This window comes from Citrobacter telavivensis, assembly GCF_041807075.1.
In the GTDB taxonomy this organism is placed as follows: Bacteria; Pseudomonadota; Gammaproteobacteria; order Enterobacterales; family Enterobacteriaceae; genus Citrobacter_A; species Citrobacter_A telavivensis.
Map to the genome: position 1 here is coordinate 637,008 of NZ_JBGUBF010000001.1, position 24,345 is coordinate 661,352.

The window sequence follows — 24,345 nt, forward strand, 5'->3', positions numbered from 1 at the left end:
TGCCACCTCGGACTTAGAAAGGATGTGAACGCTTTACATGCTAATCGCATCTTTCTATAGTCAAAAATCGAATCAATAAGTCTACAAAATTCTGATATTTGTAGAAGACGGACGACAAACATGGGCAAAGCAGTTATTGCAATTCACGGCGGCGCAGGGGCGATTACCCGCGCGCAGATGAGCCAGGAGCAGGAATTACGCTATATCCAGGCGCTTTCCGACATTGTCGACGCCGGGCAAAAGATGCTGGAAGCGGGAGAAAGCGCGCTGGACGTGGTCACCGAAGCCGTGCGACTGCTTGAAGAGTGCCCGCTGTTTAATGCCGGGATCGGCGCGGTATATACCCGTGACGAGACCCATGAACTGGATGCCTGCGTCATGGATGGCAATACCCTGAAAGCCGGGGCAGTGGCGGGAGTCAGCCATTTGCGTAACCCGATTCTCGCTGCCCGGCTGGTGATGGAGCACAGCCCGCATGTCATGATGATTGGCGCGGGGGCAGAAAAATTTGCGGCCAGGCAGGGGATGGAACTTGTCTCTGCGGATCTCTTTTCAATGCCTGAACGTTATGAACAACTGCTGGCCGCGCGTTCGAGCGGCGAAACCGTGCTGGATCACAGTGGCGCACCGCTCGATGAAAGTAAAAAAATGGGCACCGTGGGCGCGGTGGCGCTGGATGTCCACGGCAATCTGGCGGCGGCGACATCGACAGGGGGCATGACCAACAAACTACCGGGGCGCGTCGGCGACAGTCCGCTCGTGGGCGCGGGTTGTTATGCCAATAATGCCAGCGTGGCGGTTTCCTGCACCGGTACGGGTGAAGTGTTCATCCGCGCGCTGGCCGCCTATGACATTGCCGCGTTGATGGACTACGGTGGCCTGAGCTTATCGGAGGCCTGCGAGCGGGTGGTGATGGAGAAATTACCGGCGCTGGGTGGGAGTGGCGGGCTTATCGCCATCGATCATGAGGGAAATGTGGCCTTGCCGTTTAATTGCGAAGGAATGTATCGCGCCTGGGGTTATGCCGGGGATACACCAACGACCGGGATCTACCGGGAAAAAGGGGACACCGTTGCCACACAGTGATGCGCTTGACGTCAGCGACGTGCTGGCTGTCAGCAATCTGAATATTGCCTTTCAACAGGACCAGCAGCGTACTGAGGCGGTGCGGAACCTGTCGTTTCGTCTCAGGCGCGGCGAGACGCTGGCGATTGTCGGTGAGTCCGGTTCGGGAAAATCGGTCACCGCGCTGTCGCTGATGCGACTGATTGAACAGTCTGGTGGTGAGGTTCAGTGTGAGCAGATGCTGCTGCGCCGCCGTAACCGTGAGGTGATTGAACTGGGCGAACAGAGCACGTCGCAGCTTCAGCGGGTGCGGGGTGCCGATATCGCCATGATCTTCCAGGAGCCAATGACGTCGCTCAACCCGGTGTTTACCGTAGGAGAGCAAATTGCCGAGTCCATCCGCCTGCATCAGGGGGCGGGGCGTGAAGCGGCGATGGCGGAGGCCAAGCGGATGCTCGATCAGGTTCGCATTCCAGAGGCGAAAGCAATTCTTTCGCGCTACCCCCATCAGCTTTCCGGCGGTATGCGCCAGCGGGTGATGATTGCGATGGCGCTCTCCTGTCGTCCGGCGGTGCTGATTGCCGATGAACCGACAACCGCGCTGGACGTCACGATTCAGGCGCAGATCCTGCAACTGATCAAAGTTCTGCAACAAGAGATGTCGATGGGGGTGATTTTCATTACTCACGACATGGGCGTGGTGGCGGATGTCGCCGACCGCGTGCTGGTAATGTACCAGGGCGAGGGCGTGGAGACCGGCAGTGTGGAACAGATTTTCCGCTCGCCGCAGCATCCGTACACGCAGTCGTTATTAGCGGCGGTACCGCAGCTCGGGGCGATGAAAGGTCTGCCTTATCCGCGCCGCTTCCCGGTTATCTCCCTGAGTGCGCCGGAAAAGCAGGAGCGACCCGTCGATCAAAATACGGTGGTTGAGGGAGAGCCCATTTTGCAGGTTCGCAACCTGGTCACCCGTTTTCCGTTACGCAGCGGCGTTCTTAATCGAGTGACCCGCGAAGTACACGCGGTGGAAAATGTCAGCTTTGATCTCTGGCCCGGTGAGACGCTGTCGCTGGTCGGCGAATCGGGCTGCGGCAAATCGACGACCGGACGTGCGCTACTGCGCCTGGTGGAATCGCAGTCCGGCGAGATTATTTTTAACGGTCAGCGAATCGATACGCTGTCCGACAGTCAATTACAGCCTTTGCGCCGCGATATTCAGTTTATTTTTCAGGATCCTTACGCCTCGCTCGACCCACGGCAAACCGTGGGGTATTCCATCATGGAGCCGCTGCGCGTCCACGGTTTATTGCAGGGTAAGGCGGCGGCCGATCGCGTGGCGTGGTTGCTGGAGCGCGTCGGGCTGCAACCTGAACATGCGTGGCGCTACCCGCATGAGTTTTCCGGCGGGCAGCGTCAGCGGATCTGCATTGCCCGCGCGCTGGCGCTCAATCCTAAAGTCATTATTGCCGATGAGTCGGTCTCCGCGCTGGATGTGTCGATTCGCGGACAAATCATCAACCTGTTGCTCGATTTGCAGCGGGAACTGGGGATCTCCTGGCTGTTCATCTCGCATGACATGGCCATTGTTGAGCGGATCAGCCACCGCGTTGCGGTGATGCACATGGGGCAGATTGTGGAGATTGGTCCCCGTGCCGCGCTGTTTGAGGATCCGCAGCATCCGTATACCCGTAAGCTCATGGCGGCGGTGCCGGTTGCCGACCCCGGACATCCCCGACCGCAGCGGGTGCTGCTGTCGGATGAGCTGCCGAGCAACATTTACCGGCGCGGTGAAGCGCCAGCACCTGTTTCATTGCAGTTAGTCGGGCCCGGACATTATGTCGCGCGTCCACAACGAGAAAATGCGCTATCGCGCTTATAACATTCAGGCAGGGTTCAGGAGAAAAAAGATGACAAAATTGCTCGCCCGACATTGGCTGCTGGCGTTAGGCGCGACGACCGCGCTGGCTGCGTCCCCGGCGTTTGCCGCGAAAGATGTGGTCGTGGCGGTGGGGTCCAACTTCACCACGCTCGATCCGTATGATGCAAATGACACGTTATCGCAGCAGGTCGCGAAGTCGTTTTATCAGGGACTGTTTGGTCTGGATAAAGAGATGAAGCTGAAGAACGTGCTGGCGGAGAGTTACACCGTCTCTGACGACGGTCTGGTGTATACCCTCAAACTGCGTCAGGGGGTAAAATTCCAGGACGGTACCGACTTTAACGCCGGGGCGGTGAAAATTAACCTCGACCGTGCCAGCGATCCCGCCAACAGCCTCAAGCGTTATAACCTGTATAAGAACATCGCCAAAACAGAGGCCGTCGATCCCGCAACGGTAAAAATCACCCTGAAGCAGCCGTTCTCCGCGTTTATTAATATCCTGGCGCACCCGGCGACAGCGATGATCTCACCGGCCGCGCTGGAGAAATACGGGAAAGAGATTGGCTTCCACCCGGTAGGCACCGGTCCTTACGTGCTGGATACCTGGAATCAAACCGATTTTGTGAAGGTGAAGAAATTTGCCGGTTACTGGCAGTCGGGATTGCCGAAGCTGGATAGCATCACCTGGCGCCCGGTCACCGATAACAACACCCGTGCGGCGATGCTGCAAACCGGAGAAGCACAGTTTGCCTTCCCGATCCCCTACGAGCAGGCGGCGCTGTTAGAGAAAAACAAAAATCTGCAACTGGTCGCCAGTCCGTCGATTATGCAGCGTTACATCAGTATGAACGTGACGCAAAAGCCGTTTGACAATCCGAAAGTCCGCGAGGCGTTAAACTACGCTATCAACCGCCAGGCGCTGGTGAAAGTGGCGTTTGCGGGATACGCGACCCCGGCGACCGGCGTGGTGCCGCCGTCGATTGCGTATGCGCAAAGCTACACGGCCTGGCCTTACGATCCGGCAAAGGCACGAGAACTGCTGAAAGAAGCGGGTTACCCGAACGGTTTTAGCACCACGCTGTGGTCATCGCACAATCACAGTACCGCCCAGAAAGTGTTGCAGTTTACCCAGCAGCAGCTGGCACAGGTGGGGGTTAAAGTGCAGGTGACGGCGATGGATGCCGGTCAGCGCGCGTCTGAAGTTGAAGGGAAAGGGCAGAAAGAGAGCGGTGTGAGAATGTTCTACACCGGCTGGTCGGCCTCGACCGGTGAAGCGGACTGGGCGCTGTCGCCGCTGTTTGCTTCGCAAAACTGGCCGCCAACGCTGTTTAACACCGCGTTTTACAGCAATCCGCAGGTTGATACCGACCTTGCCGATGCGCTGAAAACAACCGATCCGCAAGAGAAAGCGCGGCTGTACAAAGCGGCGCAGGATATCGTCTGGAAAGAGTCGCCGTGGATCCCGCTGGTGGTGGAAAAACTGGTCTCGGCGCACAGTAACAAACTGACCGGTTTCTGGATCATGCCAGATACGGGATTCAGCTTTGATGATGCAGATTTGAAATAAGCCACAGCGGAAACCTGATGCTTAACTATATTCTCAAGCGCCTGTTGGGGTTGATTCCGACCCTGTTCATTGTTGCGGTGCTGGTGTTTTTATTTGTCCACCTGTTGCCGGGTGACCCGGCGCGGCTGATTGCCGGGCCGGAAGCCGACGCGCAGGTGATTGAACTGGTTCGTCAGCAGCTCGGTCTCGACCGGCCGCTGCACGTCCAGTTCTGGCATTACATGACGAATGTGTTGCAGGGCGATTTTGGACTCTCGATGGTTTCTCGCCGACCGGTCTCGGAGGAGATCGCCAGCCGGTTTATGCCTACGCTGTGGCTGACGTTGACCAGTATGATCTGGGCCGTTCTGTTCGGTATGGCGGCGGGGATTGTCGCGGCGGTATGGCGTAATCGCTGGCCGGATCGCCTCAGCATGACGCTGGCGGTGACCGGGATCTCCTTTCCGGCGTTCGCGCTGGGGATGTTGTTGATGCAGGTGTTCTCCGTGGAGTTAGGCTGGTTGCCGACCGTCGGGGCCGATAGCTGGCAGCACTATATTCTGCCATCTGTCACTCTCGGTGCGGCGGTGGCCTCGGTGATGGCGCGCTTTACCCGCGCCTCGTTTGTCGATGTGCTTAATGAAGACTATATGCGCACCGCCCGGGCGAAAGGGGTCAGTGAAACATGGGTGGTGCTCAAACACGGACTGCGCAATGCGATGATCCCTGTCGTCACCATGATGGGGTTACAGTTCGGCTTTTTGCTCGGCGGTTCTATCGTGGTCGAAAAGGTCTTCAACTGGCCTGGGCTCGGACGACTGCTGGTGGACTCCGTGGAGATGCGTGATTATCCGGTGATTCAGGCGGAAGTCCTCCTGTTCTCACTGGAATTTATTCTTATCAACTTAGTGGTGGATGTGCTGTATGCCGCCATTAACCCGGCTATCAGGTACAAGTAAGGATGCGATTACTTAACTGGCGCCGTCAGGCGATTTTAAATGCCATGCCGATGGTGAAACCCGAACGGGTGCGCACGCCGTGGCACGAATTCTGGCGACGTTTTCGTCGTCAGCATGTGGCGCTGATTGCAGGTCTGTTTGTGCTGTTGCTGATCCTGGTGGCAGTCTTCGCTCGTTGGCTGACGCCCTTTGATGCAGAAAACTATTTCGATTACGACAGGCTGAATGACGGACCGTCGATGATGCACTGGTTCGGCGTGGATTCGTTGGGCAGAGACATCTTCAGCCGCGTGCTGGTCGGCGCGCAAATCTCGCTGGCGGCAGGCGTGTTTGCGGTATTGATTGGCGCGGCCATTGGCACCGTACTGGGACTGCTGGCGGGCTACTATGAAGGCTGGTGGGACCGGGTAATCATGCGTATCTGCGACGTGCTGTTTGCGTTTCCAGGGATCCTGCTGGCGATTGCCGTGGTGGCGGTGCTGGGTAGCGGCATCGCAAACGTGATTATCGCGGTGGCGATCTTCTCCATCCCGGCGTTCGCCCGTCTGGTACGCGGTAATACGCTGGTACTGAAGCAGCAGACGTTTATCGAATCGGCGCGCAGCATTGGTGCCAGCGATGCGACGATTATTTTCAGCCATATCCTGCCAGGAACCGTCTCGTCGATTGTGGTCTTTTTTACCATGCGCATTGGCACCTCGATAATCTCAGCGGCAAGCCTGTCATTTCTGGGGCTGGGCGCACAGCCACCGACGCCGGAGTGGGGCGCGATGCTAAATGAAGCGCGGGCGGATATGGTAATAGCACCGCACGTGGCGCTGTTCCCGGCAGTGGCCATCTTTCTGACGGTACTGGCATTTAATCTGCTCGGCGATGGCCTGCGCGACGCGCTGGATCCGAAGATTAAAGGCTAAGCCATTTTATGCTCACGCTGATTAACCAGCGTGAGCGCAGGTAATGACTGCACCGCATTCGGGTTGTTTTGCATGGCATTTAAGGTCGCTTTAGCCAGATTCTCACCCAGTTGCGTATAGGGGATCTCGAAGCCTGTCGGTTTCTGGGGGAGAAATGAGGAGATATCGCTGCTGAATACACCGGCAAAAAACGGATAGTGACAGCCTGACTCCTGTGCACAGAACGTAGCGCCCAGCATCTGGAGATCGCTCAAGAAAATGACGTATTCGGGTGGTACAGCAAGCGAATGGAAATAGCGTAACGCGTCAAAACCCGCTGCTTCACTGATATCACCATAATAGACCCACGATTCATTAACGGGCAGTCCGCGAGCAGATAGGGCATTGCGCCATGTCTCGGTGAATATCTGTCCCTGCATGCTGTCATTTCCCAGCGTAACTAATGCATGGCGAGTATAGCCAGCCTGATATCCCTGCTCGACAGCGGTTTCCGCCACGGTGGCAAAATCCAGATCCACCCAGTTGAAATTACCGTTAAGCGCATTACTGCGTCCCAGAGTGGCAAACGGAAACTGCTGTTGATTAAGATAGTCGATGCGGGAGTCATTGAGGGTCGTATTGGTCAGGATCACGGCATCGGCTTTACGCTGCTCAATGATCTTGCGCAACCACAATTTCTCATCGGCTTCGTCAAGGGCAAGGTGCAAAATGGTATCGATATCTTGCGTGCGTAATTCTCGCTGTAAACTCGCCGCCACACGCATGAAAAATGGAGCCGTGTAAAAGTTGTCTCTGTCACCAGGAGGCAAAAGCAAAGCCACCGTATTCGCTTTCCCTTTACGTAAGTTTCGCCCGGCGGCATTGGGAGAATACCCATACAGGGTCGCCGCGTCGCGTACGCGTTTTTGTGTGGCTGCACTCACTTCCGGGTGGCTGTTTAACGCCCTGGAAACGGTGGCAATGGAAAGATCCAGTTTTTTTGCCAACTCTTTGATATTCATTTGTTCCCTTTATACGACATGGAAAACATGACTGTATATATATCTTATTCTGCTCACATTAGCCAATTGAGATAATCTTCTCATAAATATAACGCGCTGAATTAAAAAGCCGTCAAAATTAAATCTTCGATCACATTATTCATTTCATTGTGGCTCCTGGTGAGTGTTGCCCATTGACAGAGAAAAAGATTTTAAACAGGATCGGAAACGTTTCCGGAATCATTGTTAAATCCTGTAAAAATTTATCCGAGGGCTTAATGAATACCTTACAAATAAAAGAGAACACGCTGTGTTGGGCGTGGAACGGGCAGTATCTTAAAATCATGGCGTGGGGAGAGAACAGCCTGCGCATATTGTCTGGGATCCAGCCAGATACCAGCACGCCACCCTTATGGGCGCTGCTTCCGGCACCTGATTGCGATGTCAAATTTATACAAGAAGAGAGCGCACTGACCATCATCAACGGCAAAATGAGCGCGACGGTTGATTTGCAAGGTCGTATTACTTTTTATAATCAACATCATGATTGCCTGCTCGAGGAATTATGGCGACAACGGGATAATGGCGAACAATTCTGGAATGTCGGGCAACAGCAAAAAAAGAAAATAAGCGCCTTAAAAATATCGGGAAGGGAATGTAAACCGCTTGCCGGAAACGCCGTGGAAATTAACGTGCGTTTCGAATCCAGACCACAAGAAAAAATAGGCGGAATGGGGCAGTACCAGCAGCCGTTTATTAATTTAAAAGGTTGCGCACTGGAGCTGGCGCAGCGCAATTCACAGGCCAGTGTACCGTTTATGGTATCGAGCCTGGGGTACGGTTTTTTATGGAACAACCCGGCAGTGGGTGAGGTAGTTTTTGCTCGCAATGAAACACGCTGGAGCGCGAAAGCCGCAAGGCGAATTGATTACTGGATCACCGCAGGAGATACCCCGGCGGAGATTGTTCGCCAGTATGCGGCAGTGACCGGAACCCCTCCACTTATGCCGGAATTTGCACTGGGTTTATGGCAATCGAAATTGCGTTACCGTACTCAGGACGAACTGCTGTCGGTGGCGCGCCAGTATCGTGATGCAGGAATTCCGCTGGCAGTAATCGTTGCTGATTTTTTCCACTGGCCAGTGCAGGGAGACTGGCGTTTTGATGCGCGAGAATGGCCCGACCCCGCCGCGATGACTGCGGAGTTAAACGCGATGGGGACGAAACTCATGGTCTCCATCTGGCCAACCGTTGACGTAAAAAGCGAAAACTATGCGCACATGAACGAGCAGGGTTTTTTAGTCAATACGCGCAAAGGGCTCAATATCAATTTCGATTTTTTGGGCAACACACGCTTTTTCGATCCCACAAACCCCGACGCGAGGAAATTCGTCTGGCAGGTTTGCAAGAAGAACTATTTTGATCAAGGCATCGACCTCTTCTGGCTTGATGAAGCTGAACCTGAATTCGGGGTATATGACTTTGATAACTACCGCTATCACATTGGCAATACAGTAGAAACTGGCAATATTTATCCGCTGCATTATACGCAAGCGTTCTATGAAGGGCTGCGTGATACGGGGCTGGAAACCCCTGTTAATCTGGTGCGCTGTGCCTGGGCTGGCAGTCAGCGCTATGGCGCGTTGGTGTGGTCAGGGGATATTCACTCTTCTTTTGAGTCCATGCGTAACCAGATTTGCGCGGGGTTAAGTATGGGGATAGCGGGGATTCCCTGGTGGACAACAGATATCGGGGGTTTTCACGGTGGAGATGTTGACGATCCTGCGTTTCACGAGTTGTTGATTCGTTGGTTCCAGTGGGCGGTATTTAGTCCCGTTTTACGTATGCACGGGCATCGTGACCCGATAACAGAGCCTGAGAGCGCACATCGCGATGGCATTGCCCAGTGTAATACGGGGGCAGGGAACGAGCTCTGGAGTTTTGGCGACGCCACCTTTGCCATTCTCCGCCGTTATGCGTCTCTTCGGGAACGTTTACGCCCATGGCTGCGCAAATTGATGGCGCAGGCGCATGAAACAGGCGAACCGCTCATGCGCCCATTGTTTTATCACTATCCGCAGGATGCCAACGCCTGGGAAGTGACAGATCAGTATCTGTTTGGCGAAGAACTGCTGGTGGCCCCGGTGGTTCACGCAGGAGAGACCCGTCGCCTTGTCTGGTTGCCGGGCGACACGATATGGATAGATGCCAGTTCAGGCGCGCGTTATGAAGGGGGGCAAGAAGTCAGTGTGGAAGCACCTATCGATGTGCTGCCGCTGTTTGTTCGTGAAGGAGCCGATATCCTGGCATTACTGACTGCATGGAGAGAGGAAAATGAGTGAACTCTCAGATAATACAGAACAAGCTGAGGGACTCGTTGTCCCGGAAAAACTCTCGATCGCTGAAAAAGTCAGCTATGGACTCGGCGATGCAGGGGGAACGATTGTCACTGGATTGATCTCCAATTTTTTGACCTTTTTCTACACCGATATTTTCGGTTTAACGCCCGCCATTGTCGGGACGCTGTTTCTGGTCCTGAGAGTCATTGACGCGATTTCCGATCCGCTTATTGGTATTGCCGCAGACCGGACATCCACAAAAATGGGACAGTTTCGCCCTTTTATTCTCTGGACAGCAGTGCCGCTTGGACTTATTGCGTTTTTGACCTTCAGCGTCCCTGATTTGGCTTATCACTGGAAAGTGGTTTACGCCATAGCGACCTATTTTGCATTGTCTGTGCTCTATTCGCTCAATAATGTTCCTTATTGCGCGCTGGTCACCAAAATCACCTCAAATCCGGTGGAGCTTGTTTCGTGTCAATCCTGGCGCTTTGCATTATGCGGTGTCGCTGGATTTGCGGTCTCTGTGGGCTTGCCGGTGATGGTGAAATACTTTGGTCGCGGGGATCAGTCTCAGGGATATCAGTGGGGCGTTGGCGTATTAGCCTTGCTGGCGATTCTGATGTTTTTAGTCTGTTTTTACGGCGTAAAAGAGCGGAACGCCACGCGCAACCGTCACACCTTTAACCTTAAGGAGAGTTTAAAAAGCATTCGTCATAACGAACAGCTCTTGCTGACTTTTGTCATGTCGTTGCTGATTATCAGCATCTTCAATACTAAAGGCGGTGCGGCAATGTATTTCATCACTTATGTGTTGCATGGGGATGCAACTTACACTTCATTGTTTTTTGGTATGGCAACGCTTGGTGGGATTATTGGGTCGGTACTGGTTCAATATTTGACGCGGCATTTTGAAATTCGCCGCATCTATTTTTGGGTCAACGTGGTGCTGGCAGTCGCGCATTTTATCGTCTGGTTTGTTCCAGGGAATGCCGCCACGCTGTGGCTGATACTGGTGTTTATCTGCTGCATGGTTCTGGGATTTATTTTACCGATGCATTTTACGCTTGTGACTTTCGCTGATACCTACGGCGAATGGAAATCGGGGCGACGTTCCTCGGGGATGAATTTCGCGTTCAATCTTTTTTTTGTCAAGCTGGCATGGGCAGTAGCAGGCGTAATTATTAGCCTGACACTGATGGCGGTTTCTTATCGCTCAGGAATGGAAAATCAAACGACAGCTTCGCTGACGGGTATCACGTTGCTCTCGACGGTGATTCCTGGCGTGTTGCACGCGTTACTGGCTGTCACCGTGTGTTATTTTAAAATCGATAATGCGCTGGTGGCGAAGATGGAAAAAGCGCTCGGACGATAAGGGCGCCTTGCAATAGCCCTCTTCTGTATGAAGAGGGCTGAAGTACAGGGCGTTAAAACATTAAACGCGCGTGCCCCACAGATCGTACTCGTCGGCGTTTTCCACCTTCACGCGGATCACGTCGCCCGGTTTCACGTTGGTTTCACCATTCAGATAGACCGCGCCGTCGATTTCCGGGGCATCGGCCATACTGCGGCCAATCGCGCCTTCTTCGTCGACTTCATCGACGATCACCAGAATTTCGCGACCCACTTTCTCCTGCAGGCGTTCAGCGGAGATCTGCTGCTGCAGTTGCATAAAGCGGTTCCAGCGCGCTTCTTTAACCTCTTCCGGTACTTGATCCGGCAGTTCATTGGCACCTGCGCCGTCTACCGGGCTGTATTTGAAGCAGCCTACGCGGTCAAGACGCGCTTCTTTCAGGAAGTCGAGCAGCATCTGGAAATCGTCTTCCGTTTCCCCAGGGAAACCGACAATAAACGTCGAGCGCAGGGTCAATTCCGGACAGATTTCGCGCCATTGTTTAATCCGCGCCAGTTGACGGTCGACCGAGCCAGGGCGCTTCATCAGTTTGAGAATGCGCGGGCTGGCGTGCTGAAGTGGGATATCCAGGTATGGCAGGATCTTGCCTTCCGCCATCAGCGGGATGACGTCGTCGACATGCGGATACGGGTAGACATAGTGCAGACGCGTCCAGATGCCCAGTTTTGACAGCTGTTCGCACAGGCTGACCATACTGGTTTTCACCGGCTCACCGTTATAGAACCCGGTGCGGTGCTTCACGTCTACGCCGTAGGCGGAGGTATCCTGTGAAATTACAAGGATCTCTTTGACGCCCGCATCGACCAGACGTTTTGCTTCGCTCAGCACATCGCCAATCGGACGGCTGACCAGATCGCCACGCATCGAGGGAATGATGCAGAAGGTGCAGCGATGGTTGCAACCTTCAGAAATTTTCAGGTAGGCATAATGGCGTGGAGTCAGCTTCACGCCTTGCTCAGGCACCAGGCTCAGGAACGGATTGTGCTTCGGTTTCGGCACGTAGTGGTGGACGTGTTCCAGAACCTGTTCATAGCTATGCGGACCCGTGATTTCCAGCACTTTCGGATGGACTTCACGGATCTGATCTTCTTTCGCACCCAGACAGCCGGTGACGATCACCTTACCGTTTTCATTCAGCGCTTCGCCAATGGCTTCCAGTGATTCCTGCACTGCGCTGTCGATAAAACCGCAGGTGTTGACGATCACCATATCGGCGTCGTCGTAGCTCGGGACAACATCGTAGCCTTCGGTACGCAGTTCAGTCAGGATTCGTTCCGAATCGACGAGGTTTTTCGGACAGCCGAGGGAAACGAAGCCGATTTTCGGCTGGTGGGTTACTTTGCTCATAGCTTAAAAATTGTTCAGTTATTGGAATGTTCAGGGCAGGGATTCTACAGAGTTCCGCACAAAAATTGTATTGCTATCTCACCCGATCGGTGAGGGGAAAGCTGCATCGGCTTATAACTAGTATGTAAATAATGTTAATTCTGAGTGAATTGTTGATCCCAGGCATCATTTTGTACAAAAAATAGCCATACTATTAAGTTGCACCATGGCTGGAAGAGGAGGAACGAAGTATGTTCGTTGACAGACTGAGAACCGATCTGCTGAATAAGCTCATCAACGCCAGGATCGACCTCGCTGCGTATCTGCAGCTAAGGATGGCGAAAGGATACATGTCAGTCAGCGAGAATGATCATCTACGTGAGAACTTTTTCGAACTGAACCGCGAGCTGCACGATAAATCGTTGCGCTTGAATCTGCATCTCGATCAAGAAGAGTGGGATGCATTGCACCATGCCGAAGGTGCACTCGCCGCTGCGGCGGTGTGCCTGATGAGCGGACACCACGACTGTCCGACTTTTATTGCCGTCAATGCAGAAAAACTCAATACCTGCCTGACAGCCTTAACGCTGAGCATTCAGAGTTTGCAGGCTCATTCAACGCTTGAAAATGCCTGATTTTCGGGGGGAGGCGACTCCCCCCTTCATCGTTAAGTTTTTGTAAAAATGCCCACCTGACGTTCCTCGCTGACTACGCTTTAACCAGAGTCAACAAGGAGGCGTTATGCGTCGCTCGCTTATCCCTTTAATTCCATTGTGTATTATTCCCTGGTTTACACAGGCCGAAACGCCTGGGGTTAATGTCGAGGTGCTGCAAACCAAACTTGACCATCCGTGGGCGCTGGCCTTTCTGCCAGGCGACAACGGCATGCTTATCACCCTGAAGGGCGGACAGTTGCGCCACTGGCAGGCAGGTAAAGGGCTTTCTGATCCGATCCCTGGCGTACCTAAGGTCTGGGCGAACGGTCAAGGCGGCCTTCTGGACGTGGCGTTGGCGCCGGACTTTAGCCAGTCGCGACGCGTCTGGCTCAGTTTTGCGCAGGCCGATACGCAGGGTAAGGCAGGAACCGCGGTGGGCTATGGTCGACTTAGCGACGATCTTTCGCGACTGGAAAACTTCCAGACCGTCTTCCGCCAGATGCCAAAACTGTCAACCGGCAACCATTTCGGTGGGCGGCTGGTTTTTGATGGCAAGGGCTACCTGTTCATTGGACTGGGAGAAAACAACCAGCGGTCGACCGCGCAGGATCTCGATAAATTGCAGGGTAAAGTGGTGCGTCTGACCGAACAGGGGAAAATCCCGCAGGACAATCCGTTTGTCAATCAGCCGGGGGCGCGTGCGGAAATCTGGTCTTACGGCATTCGCAACCCGCAGGGGATGGCGATGAATCCGTGGAGCGATGTGCTGTGGCTGAACGAACACGGGCCGCGCGGCGGGGATGAGATCAATATCCCTGAAAAAGGGAAGAACTATGGCTGGCCGCTGGCGACCTGGGGTATCAACTACAGCGGGCTTAAGATCCCGGAAGCGCAGGGCGAAAAGGTAGCAGGCACCGAACAGCCCATTTTCTACTGGCAGAAATCACCTGCCGTCAGCGGAATGGCATTTTATAACCGCGAGACGTTCCCCCAATGGCACAAGAAACTGTTTATTGGTGCACTGAAGGATCAGGATGTGATTGTGATGAGCGTTGACGGCAATAAGGTGACTGAAGACGGACGTATTCTGGGAGAACGGAGGCAGCGGATCCGTGATGTGCGCGTCGGGCCTGACGGTTATCTGTACGTGTTAACCGACGAGTCCGACGGCGAGTTACTTAAAGTCAGTCCCCGTTCCGCCGGGAATCCGTAAGCCGTTTCACCAGTTGCATTTCCTCCTCACACCAGGGCGTGCCATCCGGTTTCAGAACATCGTGAAACCACAGTGATTGCGGAACCGGATGAGATTGATTCACACCAGGCCAGGGGATCCAGGTTTGGGTTTTTCCCTGCACCAGTCCCCAGTGATAGCAACCGGTGTTAAAGGTGCTAAAAAGGGGAAGCTGTTCGCTAAACACGCAGTGGGTATGGCGTGAAAGCCACTCGGTACACAGCACCGGGCGATTAAACTGCGAAAGGGCGCGCAAAATGTCCGACTGCCTGGCGGCAGGCACGTAGGCGTGATAGCTGATGATATCCGAGAGCGCCAGCGCAGCGACGTCGATCGGGTGCTTAAACGTTCCCCAGCGTTCATGATCCACATGCCATGCACCGACGGTTAATGGTTGTGACGGATCCACGCTGCGCGCCCAGCGAAAAACGGCGTGCACCAATTGCAGAGCATACTCTTCCAGCGCCACATCCGCTTCGGCATACTCTTGCGGGGAGAGAAAAATCCCCCGGTTGCCAGGTTCATTGTACAAATCCCAGATTGCAATGCGCGTGTCGCGGGAAAAGTGCGTGAGGATATCGCGAACGTAAGCTTCAACCTGCGGCCACTGGTCGGGATCCATCACGATGGCTCTGCCTGGGCTGGCCGCCGCCTGGCTGTTATGCACTCCCGGCGTCGGCGCTTTTTGCGGACCAAACCACGGTTCATCGCCAGAAAAGCCGCAGTCGTCCATCAGCGTCAGCATCACCTGCATCTGGTGACGCGCGGCGACGTCCAGAAACGCGTCAATCCGTGACAGTAACCCCTCCCGGTCGTGCTGCCAGACGACAAACGGCAGGTTGGTCCGTAAGGCGTTATAGCCGTAGCGTTCCGCCCAGGCGAGTTCCTGCTCGATGACCGGTAAATCGAAAGTGTCGGCCTGCCACATCTCGTTCCAGTTGACGGCGGTTCGTGGCAGATAATTGAACCCGCACGCCCATCCATGATGTTGATACCAGGACTGCGCCCGGGCGGTACTCCATTGTTGTAGCATCGTTGGTCTCCATGCAGATAGTTTGCTCGCTAATGTTTATGAGTTTCGACTTTGCGGCAATGGCCGCAGCGACTTTCTGCAAAGCGCTTCACGAATTCAGTACCGTATTCTGAGAGAGGGTTCTGGAAGGATAATGTGATGAAATATAAAGAAAAAAATAATAAGTGTGAATGATGATTTTAACGGAACACAGGCACGCGGCAGCAGACCGCGCACCTGAATGACTTAGCTGACTGGAATCATGACCGTTTTACGAAATGCCGGGCGTTCGCTGAGTTGCTGATACCAGCGCTCAAGATGCTGACGCGGCGTCCACGTCAGCCCCACGTTGTACAGGTTGTAGACGAACGGGGCGATGGCGATATCACCGGTGCCAAACTCGTTACCTGAAAACCAGGGCTGGTTAGCCAGTGCTGCATCGAGGATCGCAAACAGCTCGTCGCAGCGCTTCGCTCCCGCATCAATGGCGGCGCGATCGCGCTGTTCCGGCGGCGTTCTCACTAAACCAAAAAGCACCACGCGGTGTGCCGGACTCAAGGTTTGATTAGCCCAGTCCATCCATTTTTCGCCTTCCGCCCGACGCGCCGGAGACTCGACCCACAGACGTTTTTGTCCATACTGTGCAGCCAGATAACGTACGATGGCGTTGGATTCCCACAGCAGCAGATCGCTTTCATCATCACGCAGCAAAGGCACCAGACCGTTTGGGTTCATCGCCAGATAGTCTGCGTCGTGGTTCAGGCCAAACTGTCCTCCCGCCAGGATATGGTCAAACGGCAATTCCAGTTCTTCGAGCGTCCACAACACTTTCTTGACGTTGGTTGAGTTATTCCTGCCCCACAGCGTAATCATAATTACCCCTCAAAAATGGACAGCCTCAGGGCTGCGTTCACTCCACATGGTGAGATAAACCCAACATTTACGCAACAGCCAACAAAAAATTCCTCTCAGTTGCAGCGTAGCGAGGGGTTATTGCATAAACTTTAAAAACTTTACCAACTTACGGTTCCCTTACGCTTCTTAGTGCGTTATTACTCACCGCACTTATTATACGGTGGTATGACGTATATTTTTTGAATGGATACTCGGGTGGCATTTATGACGCAATACGTTTCTTCCCTTCGTAATTTCGCAGCGGGTTCAGCACTTTTATTTCTCTTCGCGCCAACGGTGATGGCGGCGGAACAGACGATTGACGCACCAGGCGTTGATGCGCGCGCGTGGATTTTAATGGATTACTCCAGCGGTAAGGTGCTGGCAGAAGGCAATGCCGATGAGAAGCTGGATCCTGCCAGTCTGACGAAAATCATGACCAGCTATGTGGTGGGACAGGCGCTAAAAGCAGGGAAAATTAAACTGACCGACATGGTGACGATAGGCAAAGACGCCTGGGCGACCGGTAACCCGGCGCTGCGCGGCTCCTCGGTCATGTTCCTGAAACCTGGCGATCAGGTGGCGGTTTCCGATCTCAATAAAGGCGTGATTATTCAGTCCGGCAACGACGCCTGTATCGCGCTTGCAGACTATGTTGCGGGCAGCCAGGAGTCGTTTATCGGTTTGATGAACGGCTATGCGAAAAAGCTCGGGCTGACAAACACCACCTTCCAGACGGTACACGGTCTGGATGCGCCGGGCCAGTTCAGCACCGCGCGCGACATGGCGCTGCTGGGTAAAGCGCTGATCCATGATGTACCGGAAGAGTATGCGATTCATAAAGAGAAAGAGTTCACTTTTAACAAGATTCGCCAGCCCAACCGTAACCGTCTGCTCTGGAGTTCCAGCCTTAATGTTGACGGCATGAAAACAGGCACCACGGCGGGAGCCGGATACAACCTGGTCGCGTCGGCCACCCAGGGCGATATGCGGCTTATTTCGGTTGTGCTGGGCACCAAAACCGACCGTATCCGTTTTAATGAATCAGAAAAATTGCTGACCTGGGGCTTCCGCTTCTTTGAGACCGTAACGCCTATCAAACCGGATGCCACCTTTGTGACCCAGCGCGTCTGGTTTGGTGACAAGAGTGAGGTGAACCTGGGGGCAGGTGAAGCCGGTTCCGTGACCATTCCGCGTGGTCAGCTGAAAAACCTGAAAGCCAGCTTTACGCTGACCGAACCGCAGCTCACCGCGCCGCTGAAAAAAGGCCAGGTGGTTGGGACCATTGACTTCCAGCTGAACGGCAAGTCGATTGAACAGCGTCCGCTGATCGTGATGGAAGCGGTAGAAGAGGGCGGGTTCTTTGGCCGGATGTGGGATTTCGTGCTGATGAAATTCCATCAGTGGTTCGGTAGCTGGTTCTCTTAAGCGTTTGTGGATTGCCGGATAGCGCTGACGCCTGTCCGGCAAGCGGCAATTAGTACATCAGCGTAATCCGCTGTGCTTTGGCGAAGCTGACAAATTCATCGTCAGGGCAACTGTCGCTGATCACCGCGTCAAAGTGCTTTAAATCCCCCATCCGCGCCGGACGAACCTTACCAAATTTGCTGTGATCGACCACCAGCACGTGGTACTGAGCCATCGACATCGCCCAGTGTTTCACCGGCAACTCTTCCAGATTAAAACAGGTCGCCCCTTTACTGATGTGGATGCCCGCCGCCGAGTAGAAGGCAATATCCGGACAGATCGTGTTTAACGTTTCCCTGGCATCAAGCGGTTTGAAAATCGCATTGCTGGCGTGGAATTCGCCGCCAGAGAGGATCGCCCGACAGAGCGGTTTTTCCTGCAACGCCAGAAACGTATTCAGGGAATAGCAGACGGCAGTAAACGGGATGTCATTATCGATCGCTTCGATGATCCACGGTGTGGTGGTGCCGCAGTCAAAAAACAGCGTTTGATGCGGCTGCACCAGATTTGCTGCCAGTTGTGCCGCGCGACGCTTTTCTTCCACCAGACGGGACTTTTGATCGCTGAGCAGATAGTGGCTGGCGCTGCGGGGTTCCAGCACAATATAGCCACCTAACAGCACCACCGGCGCGCTGTTGTTATTCAGGTCGCGACGAATGGTCATTTCAGAGACGCCCAGCAGGGTCGCGGCTTCCTTAAGATGGAGCTTATCGCTGCGTTTCAGCGCCTGCAGCAATTGACCAATACGCTCTTCGCGACGTGTTTCCATAATTCCCCTGGATGAATAATTAAGCGCTCTGTCCGCTACAGAGTGCCTAATATTACTCTTTTTTTCTTCGTTTAGTCACGCACCCAGCCTTTACGAATCGGCAGTGCGAAGCAGATACGGTAACAATATTGCAGGCCACCATAGAGGGCCGGGCCGAATTTTTGCCACAAAATCTGCGCGCTCAGACAGCCGATCATCCCCGCCAGCAGTCCGCCGAGCATGTCGAGCGGCCAGTGTACGCCGAGATACACTCGGGACCAGGCGATGGTCACGGCCAGCGCCATCAGCAGAACGCCGGACCAGAGACGATGCCAGAGCAAAAACGCCAGCGCGAAGGTGAAAATCACCGTGCCATGATCGCTGGGGAACGAGTCATCAGCCGCATGCTGGAGATAATTGTAGCCAATGTGATCGGCAAACGGACGGTCGTGCGGGAACAGATGTCCCATTACCCAGGACACCAGCAGGCTGACCACCAGCGCCATCGCCATTTTGACGATCATCTGCCGCTGTGCGCAAACCTGTTCGCGCGGTCCCCACAGCCAGAGGACAACGGCTAACAGCGGGACGATGTTGATCAGATCTTTGGCGATAAAAATGGCAAGGGAAATCATCCACGATGCCGAGTCCGGCGTGGCATTGATTAAGTAGAACAGCGAATAGTTAATATTTTCCAGCATAGCATTCAGACTCAGTACGTTTAATGAATATCCAGGCAGGGCGAGAATAAAAGTGTCCATCCTCGGGGTAAAGAGGGATAGTCTTATTTACCTGTAAATTGAAGGTGTTTCAGACACCGCTCGCGATTTACACCAGAGTAGCCGCAGTAACTTAGATTAACCTTAAACCCAGGGGCAGATTTTCAATGAGCGTGTAAAAATGTGCGCATTTTGCCTTTACCAGACATAATTCACTATCTCAGGTGAGACACTTTCATTACACTTTGCGCGATTTTTACTGTCGAAGAGATTGCATGCAAAACCGTTTACAACAAGGTGCCCGTCTTGGACGTCAGGCGCTGCTTTTCCCTCTCTGTCTGGTGCTCTACGAATTTTCCACCTACATTGGCAACGATATGATCCAACCCGGCATGCTGGCGGTGGTGGAACAATTTCAGGCGGGAATAGACTGGGTTCCGACCTCCATGACCGCCTATCTGGCCGGGGGGATGTTTCTGCAATGGCTGCTAGGGCCGTTGTCGGATCGAATAGGTCGCCGTCCGGTGATGTTAGCGGGCGTAGTGTGGTTTATTGTGACCTGTCTGGCCACGCTGTTGGCGCAAAGCATTGAACAGTTTACGCTGCTGCGTTTTTTGCAGGGTATCAGCCTGTGCTTTATTGGCGCAGTGGGCTATGCGGCCATTCAGGAGTCCTTTGAAGAGGCGGTGTGTATCAAAATCACGGCGCTGATGGCGAACGTCGCGCTAATAGCGCCGCTGCTGGGACCCCTGGTGGGAGCCGCCTGGGTTCATGTCCTGCCGTGGGAAGGCATGTTTGTGCTGTTCGCGGCACTGGCGGCAGTCGCCTTCTTTGGCTTGCAGCGTGCGATGCCGGAGACGGCCACACGAATCGGCGAACCGCTGTCCCTGAAAGCGTTGGGCAGCGATTACAAACTGGTGCTGAAGAATGGTCGCTTTGTCGCCGGCGCGCTGGCGCTGGGATTTGTCAGCCTGCCGCTGCTGGCCTGGATTGCCCAGTCGCCGATTATCATCATCAGCGGTGAGCAGCTCAGTAGCTACGAGTATGGCCTGCTACAGGTACCGATTTTTGGTGCGCTGATTGCCGGGAATCTGGTGCTGGCGCGCCTGACCTCGCGACGTACGGTGCGTTCGCTCATCATCATGGGCGGCTGGCCGATTGTACTCGGGCTGGTTATCGCCGCAGCGGCAACGGTGGTCGCGTCTCACGCCTACCTGTGGATGACGGCAGGACTGAGCGTTTACGCTTTCGGCATCGGCGTGGCAAACGCCGGACTGGTGCGCCTCACGCTGTTCGCCAGCGACATGAGTAAAGGCACGGTTTCTGCGGCGATGGGGATGCTGCAAATGCTGATCTTTACCGTCGGAATTGAGCTGAGCAAATATGCCTGGCTGGGCGGAGGGAACGGCCTGTTCAGCCTGTTTAACCTGGCAAACGGTATCCTGTGGCTGCTGCTGATGTTTATCTTCCTGAAAGATAAACAGGTCGGAAATACGCGGGAAGGGTAATGGTGCCCGCTATCAGGCAATAAAGCCGGATGGCGGTGTAAACACCTTATCCGGCCTGGTGAATGACGCTATTTTAGACCTAGCAGGCGTTAATTAAACGGCGCGTCGTTCTTCAGCACGCAATCAATGATGTCCAGGACACCTTCTTTGTTGTTCGAGCCTGCGCGGTATTTCGCGGCCTTCGCCACCACATCCGCCGCATTTTCCATCGCAAAACTGAAGCCCGCCTGGCGTAGCATTTCAAGATCGTTGCCGCCGTCGCCAAACACCACCACGTCGTTATCATCAATTCCCCAACGCTGCTGGAGCAGGCGCAGACCGTTCGCTTTGTGTACGCCGGGGATAATGAGATCGATGCTGCCATAGCCGGTGTGAACGGGTACCATGATATCGCCAATGGCGTCGTGCAGGGCTTGCTGAACTTCCGGGATCCGATCGTCAGAGATGTTGAGGCCAAATTTGAAGAACACATCATTGATATTGTCGAAGTCATCCACGAACTCAAGGCGGTGATAGTACATACCCGCAGTGGCTTTCATCTCGTCGTTGTACGCTTTCAGGGTATACGCGCTGTTCTTACCGCAGGCGATGATCTCTACGTCGGCACGGGTCAACAGATGATCGACAATGGCGGTAAAGTCGGACTTCGCCAGATCGCCATTGAAGATATCCTGACCTTCGCTCACCACCCAACCGCCGTTTTCGGCGACAAAGGAGATCTCATGGGCAATTTCGGGAAAGAAAGAGATAAGCTGGTAATACTGGTTGCCGCTGGCGACCGCAAAACGAATACCCTGTGCCTTCATCTGCTGATACTGCGCCAGAAAACGTTCGCGATTATAGGTCTTTTGATCGCTCAGAAAGGTGCCATCCATATCGACTGCAATTAACTTAATACCCATTTATCCCTTCTCCATCGCAGATTGCGTAGTTGAATGTGGTTTGGCAACGGCTCTGGCGACAACGGCGGCCAGCAGCACCAGCGCCAGCACCACCAGCATGGCGCTGCGTAAGCCGTAGTGCTCACCGAGGTAGCCCAGCAGCGGAGGGCCAACGAGAAATGCCAGATAGCCGGTGGTTGCCACGACGCTGACGCGCGTGGGCGCATCCGGCCCCGTGTCGCTGGCCGCTGAAATCGTTAACGGGAAGCCGAGCGATGCCCCCAGGCCCCACAGTACCACGGAGACGCCTGCCACCCAGGCGCTGTCGACGAAAATAATCAAACCGATTCCAAGCGCTCCCATCAGGGCGCTGGCGCGCACCACCGCCACGCGACTGTAGCGGTCAATAAACCAGCCGCCGGTAAAGCGCCCGACGGTCATCCCGAGCGTGAAGCCCGCGTAAATCAGTGAACCTGACGTTGGGCTAAACCCGTGGCCGTCCACCATCAGCAGCGGTAACCAGTCGTTGGCGGAGCCTTCGGCAAACGCCATCGCCAGCACCACAACGCCAATCAGCAGCAACTGAATATCACGCCAGAAGGGAACGCCTTTCTCTTCGGGATGAGAACCGTCACTGGCGTTTTTGCCTGTTCCGTCGGGAATGGCTTTGATCGCAATAAAAACCGGCGCAATCGCCACCAGCGAGGCCAGCACAATATGGGTGGTTGCCGCGACGCCAAAGGCCGTCAGTGCCATCCCGACGCCCGCGCCCGCCAGCGTGCCGAAGCTGTAAAATCCATGCATCATCGGCAGCACGGTTTTGTTCATCTCCCGTTCGACGGCCGCACCTTCAATATTGATCGCCACTTCCGCGGAGCCAAAACTGGCACCGAACACACCTAAACCCAGCGCAAACAACAGTGGGGAGGTCAACCATAGCGCCAGACTCAGCACCAGCATCCCCATAATCGCGCAGGACATCGTAGTGCGAATCACTTTTCGCGTGCCAAATCGTTTCACCAGCCAGGCCGAACAAAGGATACCGCCCATCGAACCTATTGAGAGGCCAAACAGCACCGCCCCCATTTCCGCCGTCGAGACCGAGAGCGTGTCACGAATGGCTGGCGTACGTGTGGCCCAGGAGGCCATAAGCAGGCCGGGCAAAAAGAAGAACATAAAAAGTGCCCAGGTTCGGCGTTGCAGGGCTTTGCGTGAAGAGATGGCAGTCATAATTCCAGATCGGCAGAAAAGAGAGAAGACAACATTATCAAGCTTGTGTACATTTGTACATAAACCTGTTGAGAGGAATAAACGTGCGACGTGCTAACGATCCGCAGCGGCGAGAGAAAATCGTTTCCGCGACGCTGGAAGCAGTGAAAGTGCATGGCATTCATGCAGTGACGCACCGAAAAATCGCCGCGATGGCCGGCGTGCCACTGGGATCGCTGACCTACTATTTTTCCGGCATCGAAGAGTTGCTGACCGAAGCATTCACGCAGTTTACGCAGACGATGTCCGTGCAGTATCAGGACTTTTTTACGCAGGTTCCGGACGAAGAGGGGGCGTGTCACGCGATCGCCGACATGATCTACAGTTCTCAGGTTACCACGCCGGATAATATGGAACTGATGTATCAACTGTATGCCTTTGCCAATCGCAAACCTGCGTTAAAAACGGTGATGCAAAACTGGATGCTGCGCAGCCAGCAAACGCTCTCCCGGTGGTTCGAACCGGGTACTGCGCGTGCGCTGGACGCCTTTATTGAAGGGATGACGCTGCATTTTGTGACCGACCGGACACCGATGACGCGCGAAGAGATCCTACTGATGGTTAAACGTATCGCCGGGTGAGGTTCCGTTATCCTGTCGTGGCGCCGGCGGTCATATTCACAATGGTTGCCGTCATGGCGCTGGCGTTATCCGAGGCCAGAAAGCTCATGAGCGCGGCGATGTCTGCAAGCGTTGGCAGGCGTTTGAGCATTGTGCTTTGCGCTGCCCCTCCCAGCCATTCTTCTGTTGTTAATCCCATTTCCTGCGCCTTTGCGGCAAAAATCTCACCGGTATAAGAACCGGCCTTAACGGCATCGACGATCGCATGGGAACGAATACCGATGACGCGGATATTTCTGGGAGCGAGTTCGGCAGCCAGAGCTTTAACAAACGCTTCTGCTCCTGCACAGCCCACAATGTGACCTGAATAGCCTGCGATCGCCATCGCACCTGCGGGCGCGACGACGCTGAGAATCACCCCCGCGCGTTGACCTCCCATATGCGGCGTAACGGCTTTTGCGATAGTGAACTGAGCGGTGAGGAAGGGGCGGATCCCCTGCATAAACTCGTCCAGGGTTAATTCCGCGACCTCCTTACCCTGGTCGTGCATAAAACCGGTGGCATTGACGACAATATCGAAACCGCCGCTCCTGCTCGCCAGTTCTGCTACTTGCGTCCTCATCGATTGCTCGTCGAGAACATCGATGAGGGCGGTATCAACGGTCCCTGCTGCGGCACGAATTTCATGCGCCACGCGCTCCAGTTTTTCCTGACCGCGAGCGACCAGATAAACCCGCGCCCCTTCACGCGCCATATTCCGCGCCACGGCACTTCCGATAGCGCCGCTACCGCCAAAAATCACAGCGATTTTGTTTTTAAGCAACATAAGGCATTCACCTTCACGGGCCGATAATCAGGAAGTATGGGTGATGAATGGCGGGGTGCAAGGACGGGGTATGAAATTCAGGCAACAAAAAACCCATTTATGTAAATGGGTTAATGAAAACAATGGCTTGCAAGATAATCAATAAGTTAGGT

Annotated in this window: 21 protein-coding genes; 12 read left to right on the top strand and 9 right to left on the bottom strand. The window is 54.4% G+C overall.

Features of this window, described 5'->3' with window-relative positions:
* The first annotated feature begins 120 nt into the window (after nucleotides 1-120).
* From iaaA to gsiD, 5 genes are read left to right on the top strand one after another with little or no spacing between them, the layout of a single operon-like run.
* Entirely contained in the window at nucleotides 121-1,086 is a 966-nt protein-coding gene (gene iaaA, locus ACERJC_RS02955; protein ID WP_373670973.1) for a beta-aspartyl-peptidase, read from the top strand.
* On the top strand, nucleotides 1,073-2,944 hold the full coding sequence (gsiA, locus tag ACERJC_RS02960) for a glutathione ABC transporter ATP-binding protein GsiA (protein WP_373670974.1): 1,872 nt from the start codon (nucleotides 1,073-1,075) through the stop codon (nucleotides 2,942-2,944). Before iaaA ends, gsiA begins: the two co-directional genes overlap by 14 nt.
* Before the next feature lie 28 nt (nucleotides 2,945-2,972).
* Nucleotides 2,973-4,511 (top strand): glutathione ABC transporter substrate-binding protein GsiB, encoded by a 1,539-nt coding sequence (gsiB, locus tag ACERJC_RS02965; RefSeq protein ID WP_373670975.1) that lies wholly within the window; start codon nucleotides 2,973-2,975, stop codon nucleotides 4,509-4,511.
* 17 nt (nucleotides 4,512-4,528) lie between these two features.
* Nucleotides 4,529-5,449, top strand: a complete 921-nt coding sequence (gene gsiC / locus ACERJC_RS02970) for a glutathione ABC transporter permease GsiC (protein ID WP_286632854.1) — start codon at nucleotides 4,529-4,531, stop codon at nucleotides 5,447-5,449.
* 2 nt (nucleotides 5,450-5,451) lie between these two features.
* A complete protein-coding gene (gsiD, locus tag ACERJC_RS02975; RefSeq protein ID WP_152405324.1) occupies nucleotides 5,452-6,363 on the top strand; it encodes a glutathione ABC transporter permease GsiD in 912 nt (303 codons plus the stop codon).
* Here the strand turns inward: gsiD and ACERJC_RS02980 are convergent.
* Nucleotides 6,360-7,364 (bottom strand): LacI family DNA-binding transcriptional regulator, encoded by a 1,005-nt coding sequence (locus ACERJC_RS02980; protein WP_373670976.1) that lies wholly within the window; start codon nucleotides 7,362-7,364, stop codon nucleotides 6,360-6,362. The genes gsiD and ACERJC_RS02980 overlap by 4 nt on opposite strands.
* Nucleotides 7,365-7,621: 257 nt before the next feature.
* Here ACERJC_RS02980 and ACERJC_RS02985 point away from each other — a divergent pair, with 257 nt between their 5' ends.
* Nucleotides 7,622-9,685: a glycoside hydrolase family 31 protein gene (locus tag ACERJC_RS02985; RefSeq protein WP_373670977.1), complete on the top strand. Its 2,064-nt coding sequence runs from the start codon at nucleotides 7,622-7,624 to the stop codon at nucleotides 9,683-9,685.
* On the top strand, nucleotides 9,678-11,057 hold the full coding sequence (locus tag ACERJC_RS02990) for an MFS transporter (RefSeq protein WP_373670978.1): 1,380 nt from the start codon (nucleotides 9,678-9,680) through the stop codon (nucleotides 11,055-11,057). The genes ACERJC_RS02985 and ACERJC_RS02990 overlap by 8 nt, the downstream gene beginning before the upstream one ends.
* A 60-nt stretch (nucleotides 11,058-11,117) precedes the next feature.
* Here the strand turns inward: ACERJC_RS02990 and rimO are convergent, their stop codons facing one another.
* Nucleotides 11,118-12,443 carry a 30S ribosomal protein S12 methylthiotransferase RimO gene (rimO, locus tag ACERJC_RS02995; RefSeq protein ID WP_046477768.1) on the bottom strand — a complete coding sequence of 442 codons (1,326 nt, stop codon included), beginning with the start codon at nucleotides 12,441-12,443 and terminating at the stop codon, nucleotides 11,118-11,120.
* A gap of 230 nt (nucleotides 12,444-12,673) precedes the next feature.
* On the opposite strand from rimO, the gene bssR reads away from it, so the two are divergent.
* Complete coding sequence (gene bssR / locus ACERJC_RS03000; RefSeq protein ID WP_152405320.1) at nucleotides 12,674-13,057, top strand: biofilm formation regulator BssR; 384 nt, start codon at nucleotides 12,674-12,676, stop codon at nucleotides 13,055-13,057.
* 106 nt (nucleotides 13,058-13,163) lie between these two features.
* Nucleotides 13,164-14,291 carry a PQQ-dependent sugar dehydrogenase gene (locus ACERJC_RS03005; RefSeq protein ID WP_152405319.1) on the top strand — a complete coding sequence of 376 codons (1,128 nt, stop codon included), beginning with the start codon at nucleotides 13,164-13,166 and terminating at the stop codon, nucleotides 14,289-14,291.
* Here the strand turns inward: ACERJC_RS03005 and ACERJC_RS03010 are convergent.
* The gene (locus tag ACERJC_RS03010; protein WP_373670979.1) at nucleotides 14,263-15,342 is read right to left on the bottom strand and encodes a glycoside hydrolase 5 family protein; all 1,080 of its coding nucleotides are present in this window, start codon (nucleotides 15,340-15,342) and stop codon (nucleotides 14,263-14,265) included. The two genes, ACERJC_RS03005 and ACERJC_RS03010, sit on opposite strands and share 29 nt — an antisense overlap.
* 225 nt (nucleotides 15,343-15,567) lie before the next feature.
* Nucleotides 15,568-16,194: a glutathione S-transferase family protein gene (locus tag ACERJC_RS03015; RefSeq protein WP_178827269.1), complete on the bottom strand. Its 627-nt coding sequence runs from the start codon at nucleotides 16,192-16,194 to the stop codon at nucleotides 15,568-15,570.
* A gap of 246 nt (nucleotides 16,195-16,440) precedes the next feature.
* On the opposite strand from ACERJC_RS03015, the gene dacC reads away from it, so the two are divergent.
* A complete protein-coding gene (dacC, locus tag ACERJC_RS03020; RefSeq protein WP_152405316.1) occupies nucleotides 16,441-17,643 on the top strand; it encodes a serine-type D-Ala-D-Ala carboxypeptidase in 1,203 nt (400 codons plus the stop codon).
* Nucleotides 17,644-17,692: 49 nt separating this feature from the next.
* Here dacC and deoR read toward each other — a convergent pair whose 3' ends face one another.
* The gene (gene deoR, locus ACERJC_RS03025) at nucleotides 17,693-18,451 is read right to left on the bottom strand and encodes a DNA-binding transcriptional repressor DeoR (RefSeq protein WP_152405315.1); all 759 of its coding nucleotides are present in this window, start codon (nucleotides 18,449-18,451) and stop codon (nucleotides 17,693-17,695) included.
* Between the two features lie 71 nt (nucleotides 18,452-18,522).
* Complete coding sequence (ybjG, locus tag ACERJC_RS03030; RefSeq protein ID WP_373670980.1) at nucleotides 18,523-19,131, bottom strand: undecaprenyl-diphosphate phosphatase; 609 nt, start codon at nucleotides 19,129-19,131, stop codon at nucleotides 18,523-18,525.
* A gap of 293 nt (nucleotides 19,132-19,424) precedes the next feature.
* Here ybjG and ACERJC_RS03035 point away from each other — a divergent pair, with 293 nt between their 5' ends.
* A complete protein-coding gene (locus tag ACERJC_RS03035) occupies nucleotides 19,425-20,657 on the top strand; it encodes an MFS transporter (RefSeq protein ID WP_152405313.1) in 1,233 nt (410 codons plus the stop codon).
* An 89-nt stretch (nucleotides 20,658-20,746) separates the two neighbouring features.
* Here ACERJC_RS03035 and ACERJC_RS03040 read toward each other — a convergent pair whose 3' ends face one another.
* Both ACERJC_RS03040 and ACERJC_RS03045 read right to left on the bottom strand, forming a co-directional pair.
* Nucleotides 20,747-21,559 (bottom strand): Cof-type HAD-IIB family hydrolase, encoded by an 813-nt coding sequence (locus tag ACERJC_RS03040; RefSeq protein WP_152405312.1) that lies wholly within the window; start codon nucleotides 21,557-21,559, stop codon nucleotides 20,747-20,749.
* Complete coding sequence (locus ACERJC_RS03045; protein WP_373670981.1) at nucleotides 21,560-22,768, bottom strand: MFS transporter; 1,209 nt, start codon at nucleotides 22,766-22,768, stop codon at nucleotides 21,560-21,562.
* Nucleotides 22,769-22,851: 83 nt separating this feature from the next.
* Here ACERJC_RS03045 and ACERJC_RS03050 point away from each other — a divergent pair, with 83 nt between their 5' ends.
* Nucleotides 22,852-23,388, top strand: a complete 537-nt coding sequence (locus ACERJC_RS03050) for a TetR/AcrR family transcriptional regulator (protein WP_373670982.1) — start codon at nucleotides 22,852-22,854, stop codon at nucleotides 23,386-23,388.
* A 7-nt stretch (nucleotides 23,389-23,395) separates the two neighbouring features.
* On the opposite strand, the gene ACERJC_RS03055 is transcribed toward ACERJC_RS03050, so the two are convergent.
* Complete coding sequence (locus ACERJC_RS03055; RefSeq protein WP_373670983.1) at nucleotides 23,396-24,193, bottom strand: SDR family NAD(P)-dependent oxidoreductase; 798 nt, start codon at nucleotides 24,191-24,193, stop codon at nucleotides 23,396-23,398.
* Between the last annotated feature and the right edge of the window lie 152 nt (nucleotides 24,194-24,345).

Bases quoted from the DNA above. Each gene is read 5' to 3' on its own strand.
- ACERJC_RS03035 (WP_152405313.1), top strand. From the start codon at position 19,425: ATGCAAAACCGTTTACAACAAGGTGCCCGTCTTGGACGTCAGGCGCTG.
- gsiC (WP_286632854.1), top strand. From the start codon at position 4,529: ATGCTTAACTATATTCTCAAGCGCCTGTTGGGGTTGATTCCGACCCTG.
- ACERJC_RS03005 (WP_152405319.1), top strand. From the start codon at position 13,164: ATGCGTCGCTCGCTTATCCCTTTAATTCCATTGTGTATTATTCCCTGG.
- gsiD (WP_152405324.1), top strand. From the start codon at position 5,452: ATGCGATTACTTAACTGGCGCCGTCAGGCGATTTTAAATGCCATGCCG.
- ybjG (WP_373670980.1), bottom strand. From the start codon at position 19,131: ATGCTGGAAAATATTAACTATTCGCTGTTCTACTTAATCAATGCCACG.
- bssR (WP_152405320.1), top strand. From the start codon at position 12,674: ATGTTCGTTGACAGACTGAGAACCGATCTGCTGAATAAGCTCATCAAC.
- dacC (WP_152405316.1), top strand. From the start codon at position 16,441: ATGACGCAATACGTTTCTTCCCTTCGTAATTTCGCAGCGGGTTCAGCA.
- ACERJC_RS03010 (WP_373670979.1), bottom strand. From the start codon at position 15,342: ATGCTACAACAATGGAGTACCGCCCGGGCGCAGTCCTGGTATCAACAT.
- ACERJC_RS02990 (WP_373670978.1), top strand. From the start codon at position 9,678: ATGAGTGAACTCTCAGATAATACAGAACAAGCTGAGGGACTCGTTGTC.
- ACERJC_RS02985 (WP_373670977.1), top strand. From the start codon at position 7,622: ATGAATACCTTACAAATAAAAGAGAACACGCTGTGTTGGGCGTGGAAC.
- ACERJC_RS02980 (WP_373670976.1), bottom strand. From the start codon at position 7,364: ATGAATATCAAAGAGTTGGCAAAAAAACTGGATCTTTCCATTGCCACC.
- gsiB (WP_373670975.1), top strand. From the start codon at position 2,973: ATGACAAAATTGCTCGCCCGACATTGGCTGCTGGCGTTAGGCGCGACG.
- iaaA (WP_373670973.1), top strand. From the start codon at position 121: ATGGGCAAAGCAGTTATTGCAATTCACGGCGGCGCAGGGGCGATTACC.
- ACERJC_RS03015 (WP_178827269.1), bottom strand. From the start codon at position 16,194: ATGATTACGCTGTGGGGCAGGAATAACTCAACCAACGTCAAGAAAGTG.
- rimO (WP_046477768.1), bottom strand. From the start codon at position 12,443: ATGAGCAAAGTAACCCACCAGCCGAAAATCGGCTTCGTTTCCCTCGGC.
- deoR (WP_152405315.1), bottom strand. From the start codon at position 18,451: ATGGAAACACGTCGCGAAGAGCGTATTGGTCAATTGCTGCAGGCGCTG.
- ACERJC_RS03055 (WP_373670983.1), bottom strand. From the start codon at position 24,193: ATGTTGCTTAAAAACAAAATCGCTGTGATTTTTGGCGGTAGCGGCGCT.
- ACERJC_RS03045 (WP_373670981.1), bottom strand. From the start codon at position 22,768: ATGACTGCCATCTCTTCACGCAAAGCCCTGCAACGCCGAACCTGGGCA.
- ACERJC_RS03040 (WP_152405312.1), bottom strand. From the start codon at position 21,559: ATGGGTATTAAGTTAATTGCAGTCGATATGGATGGCACCTTTCTGAGC.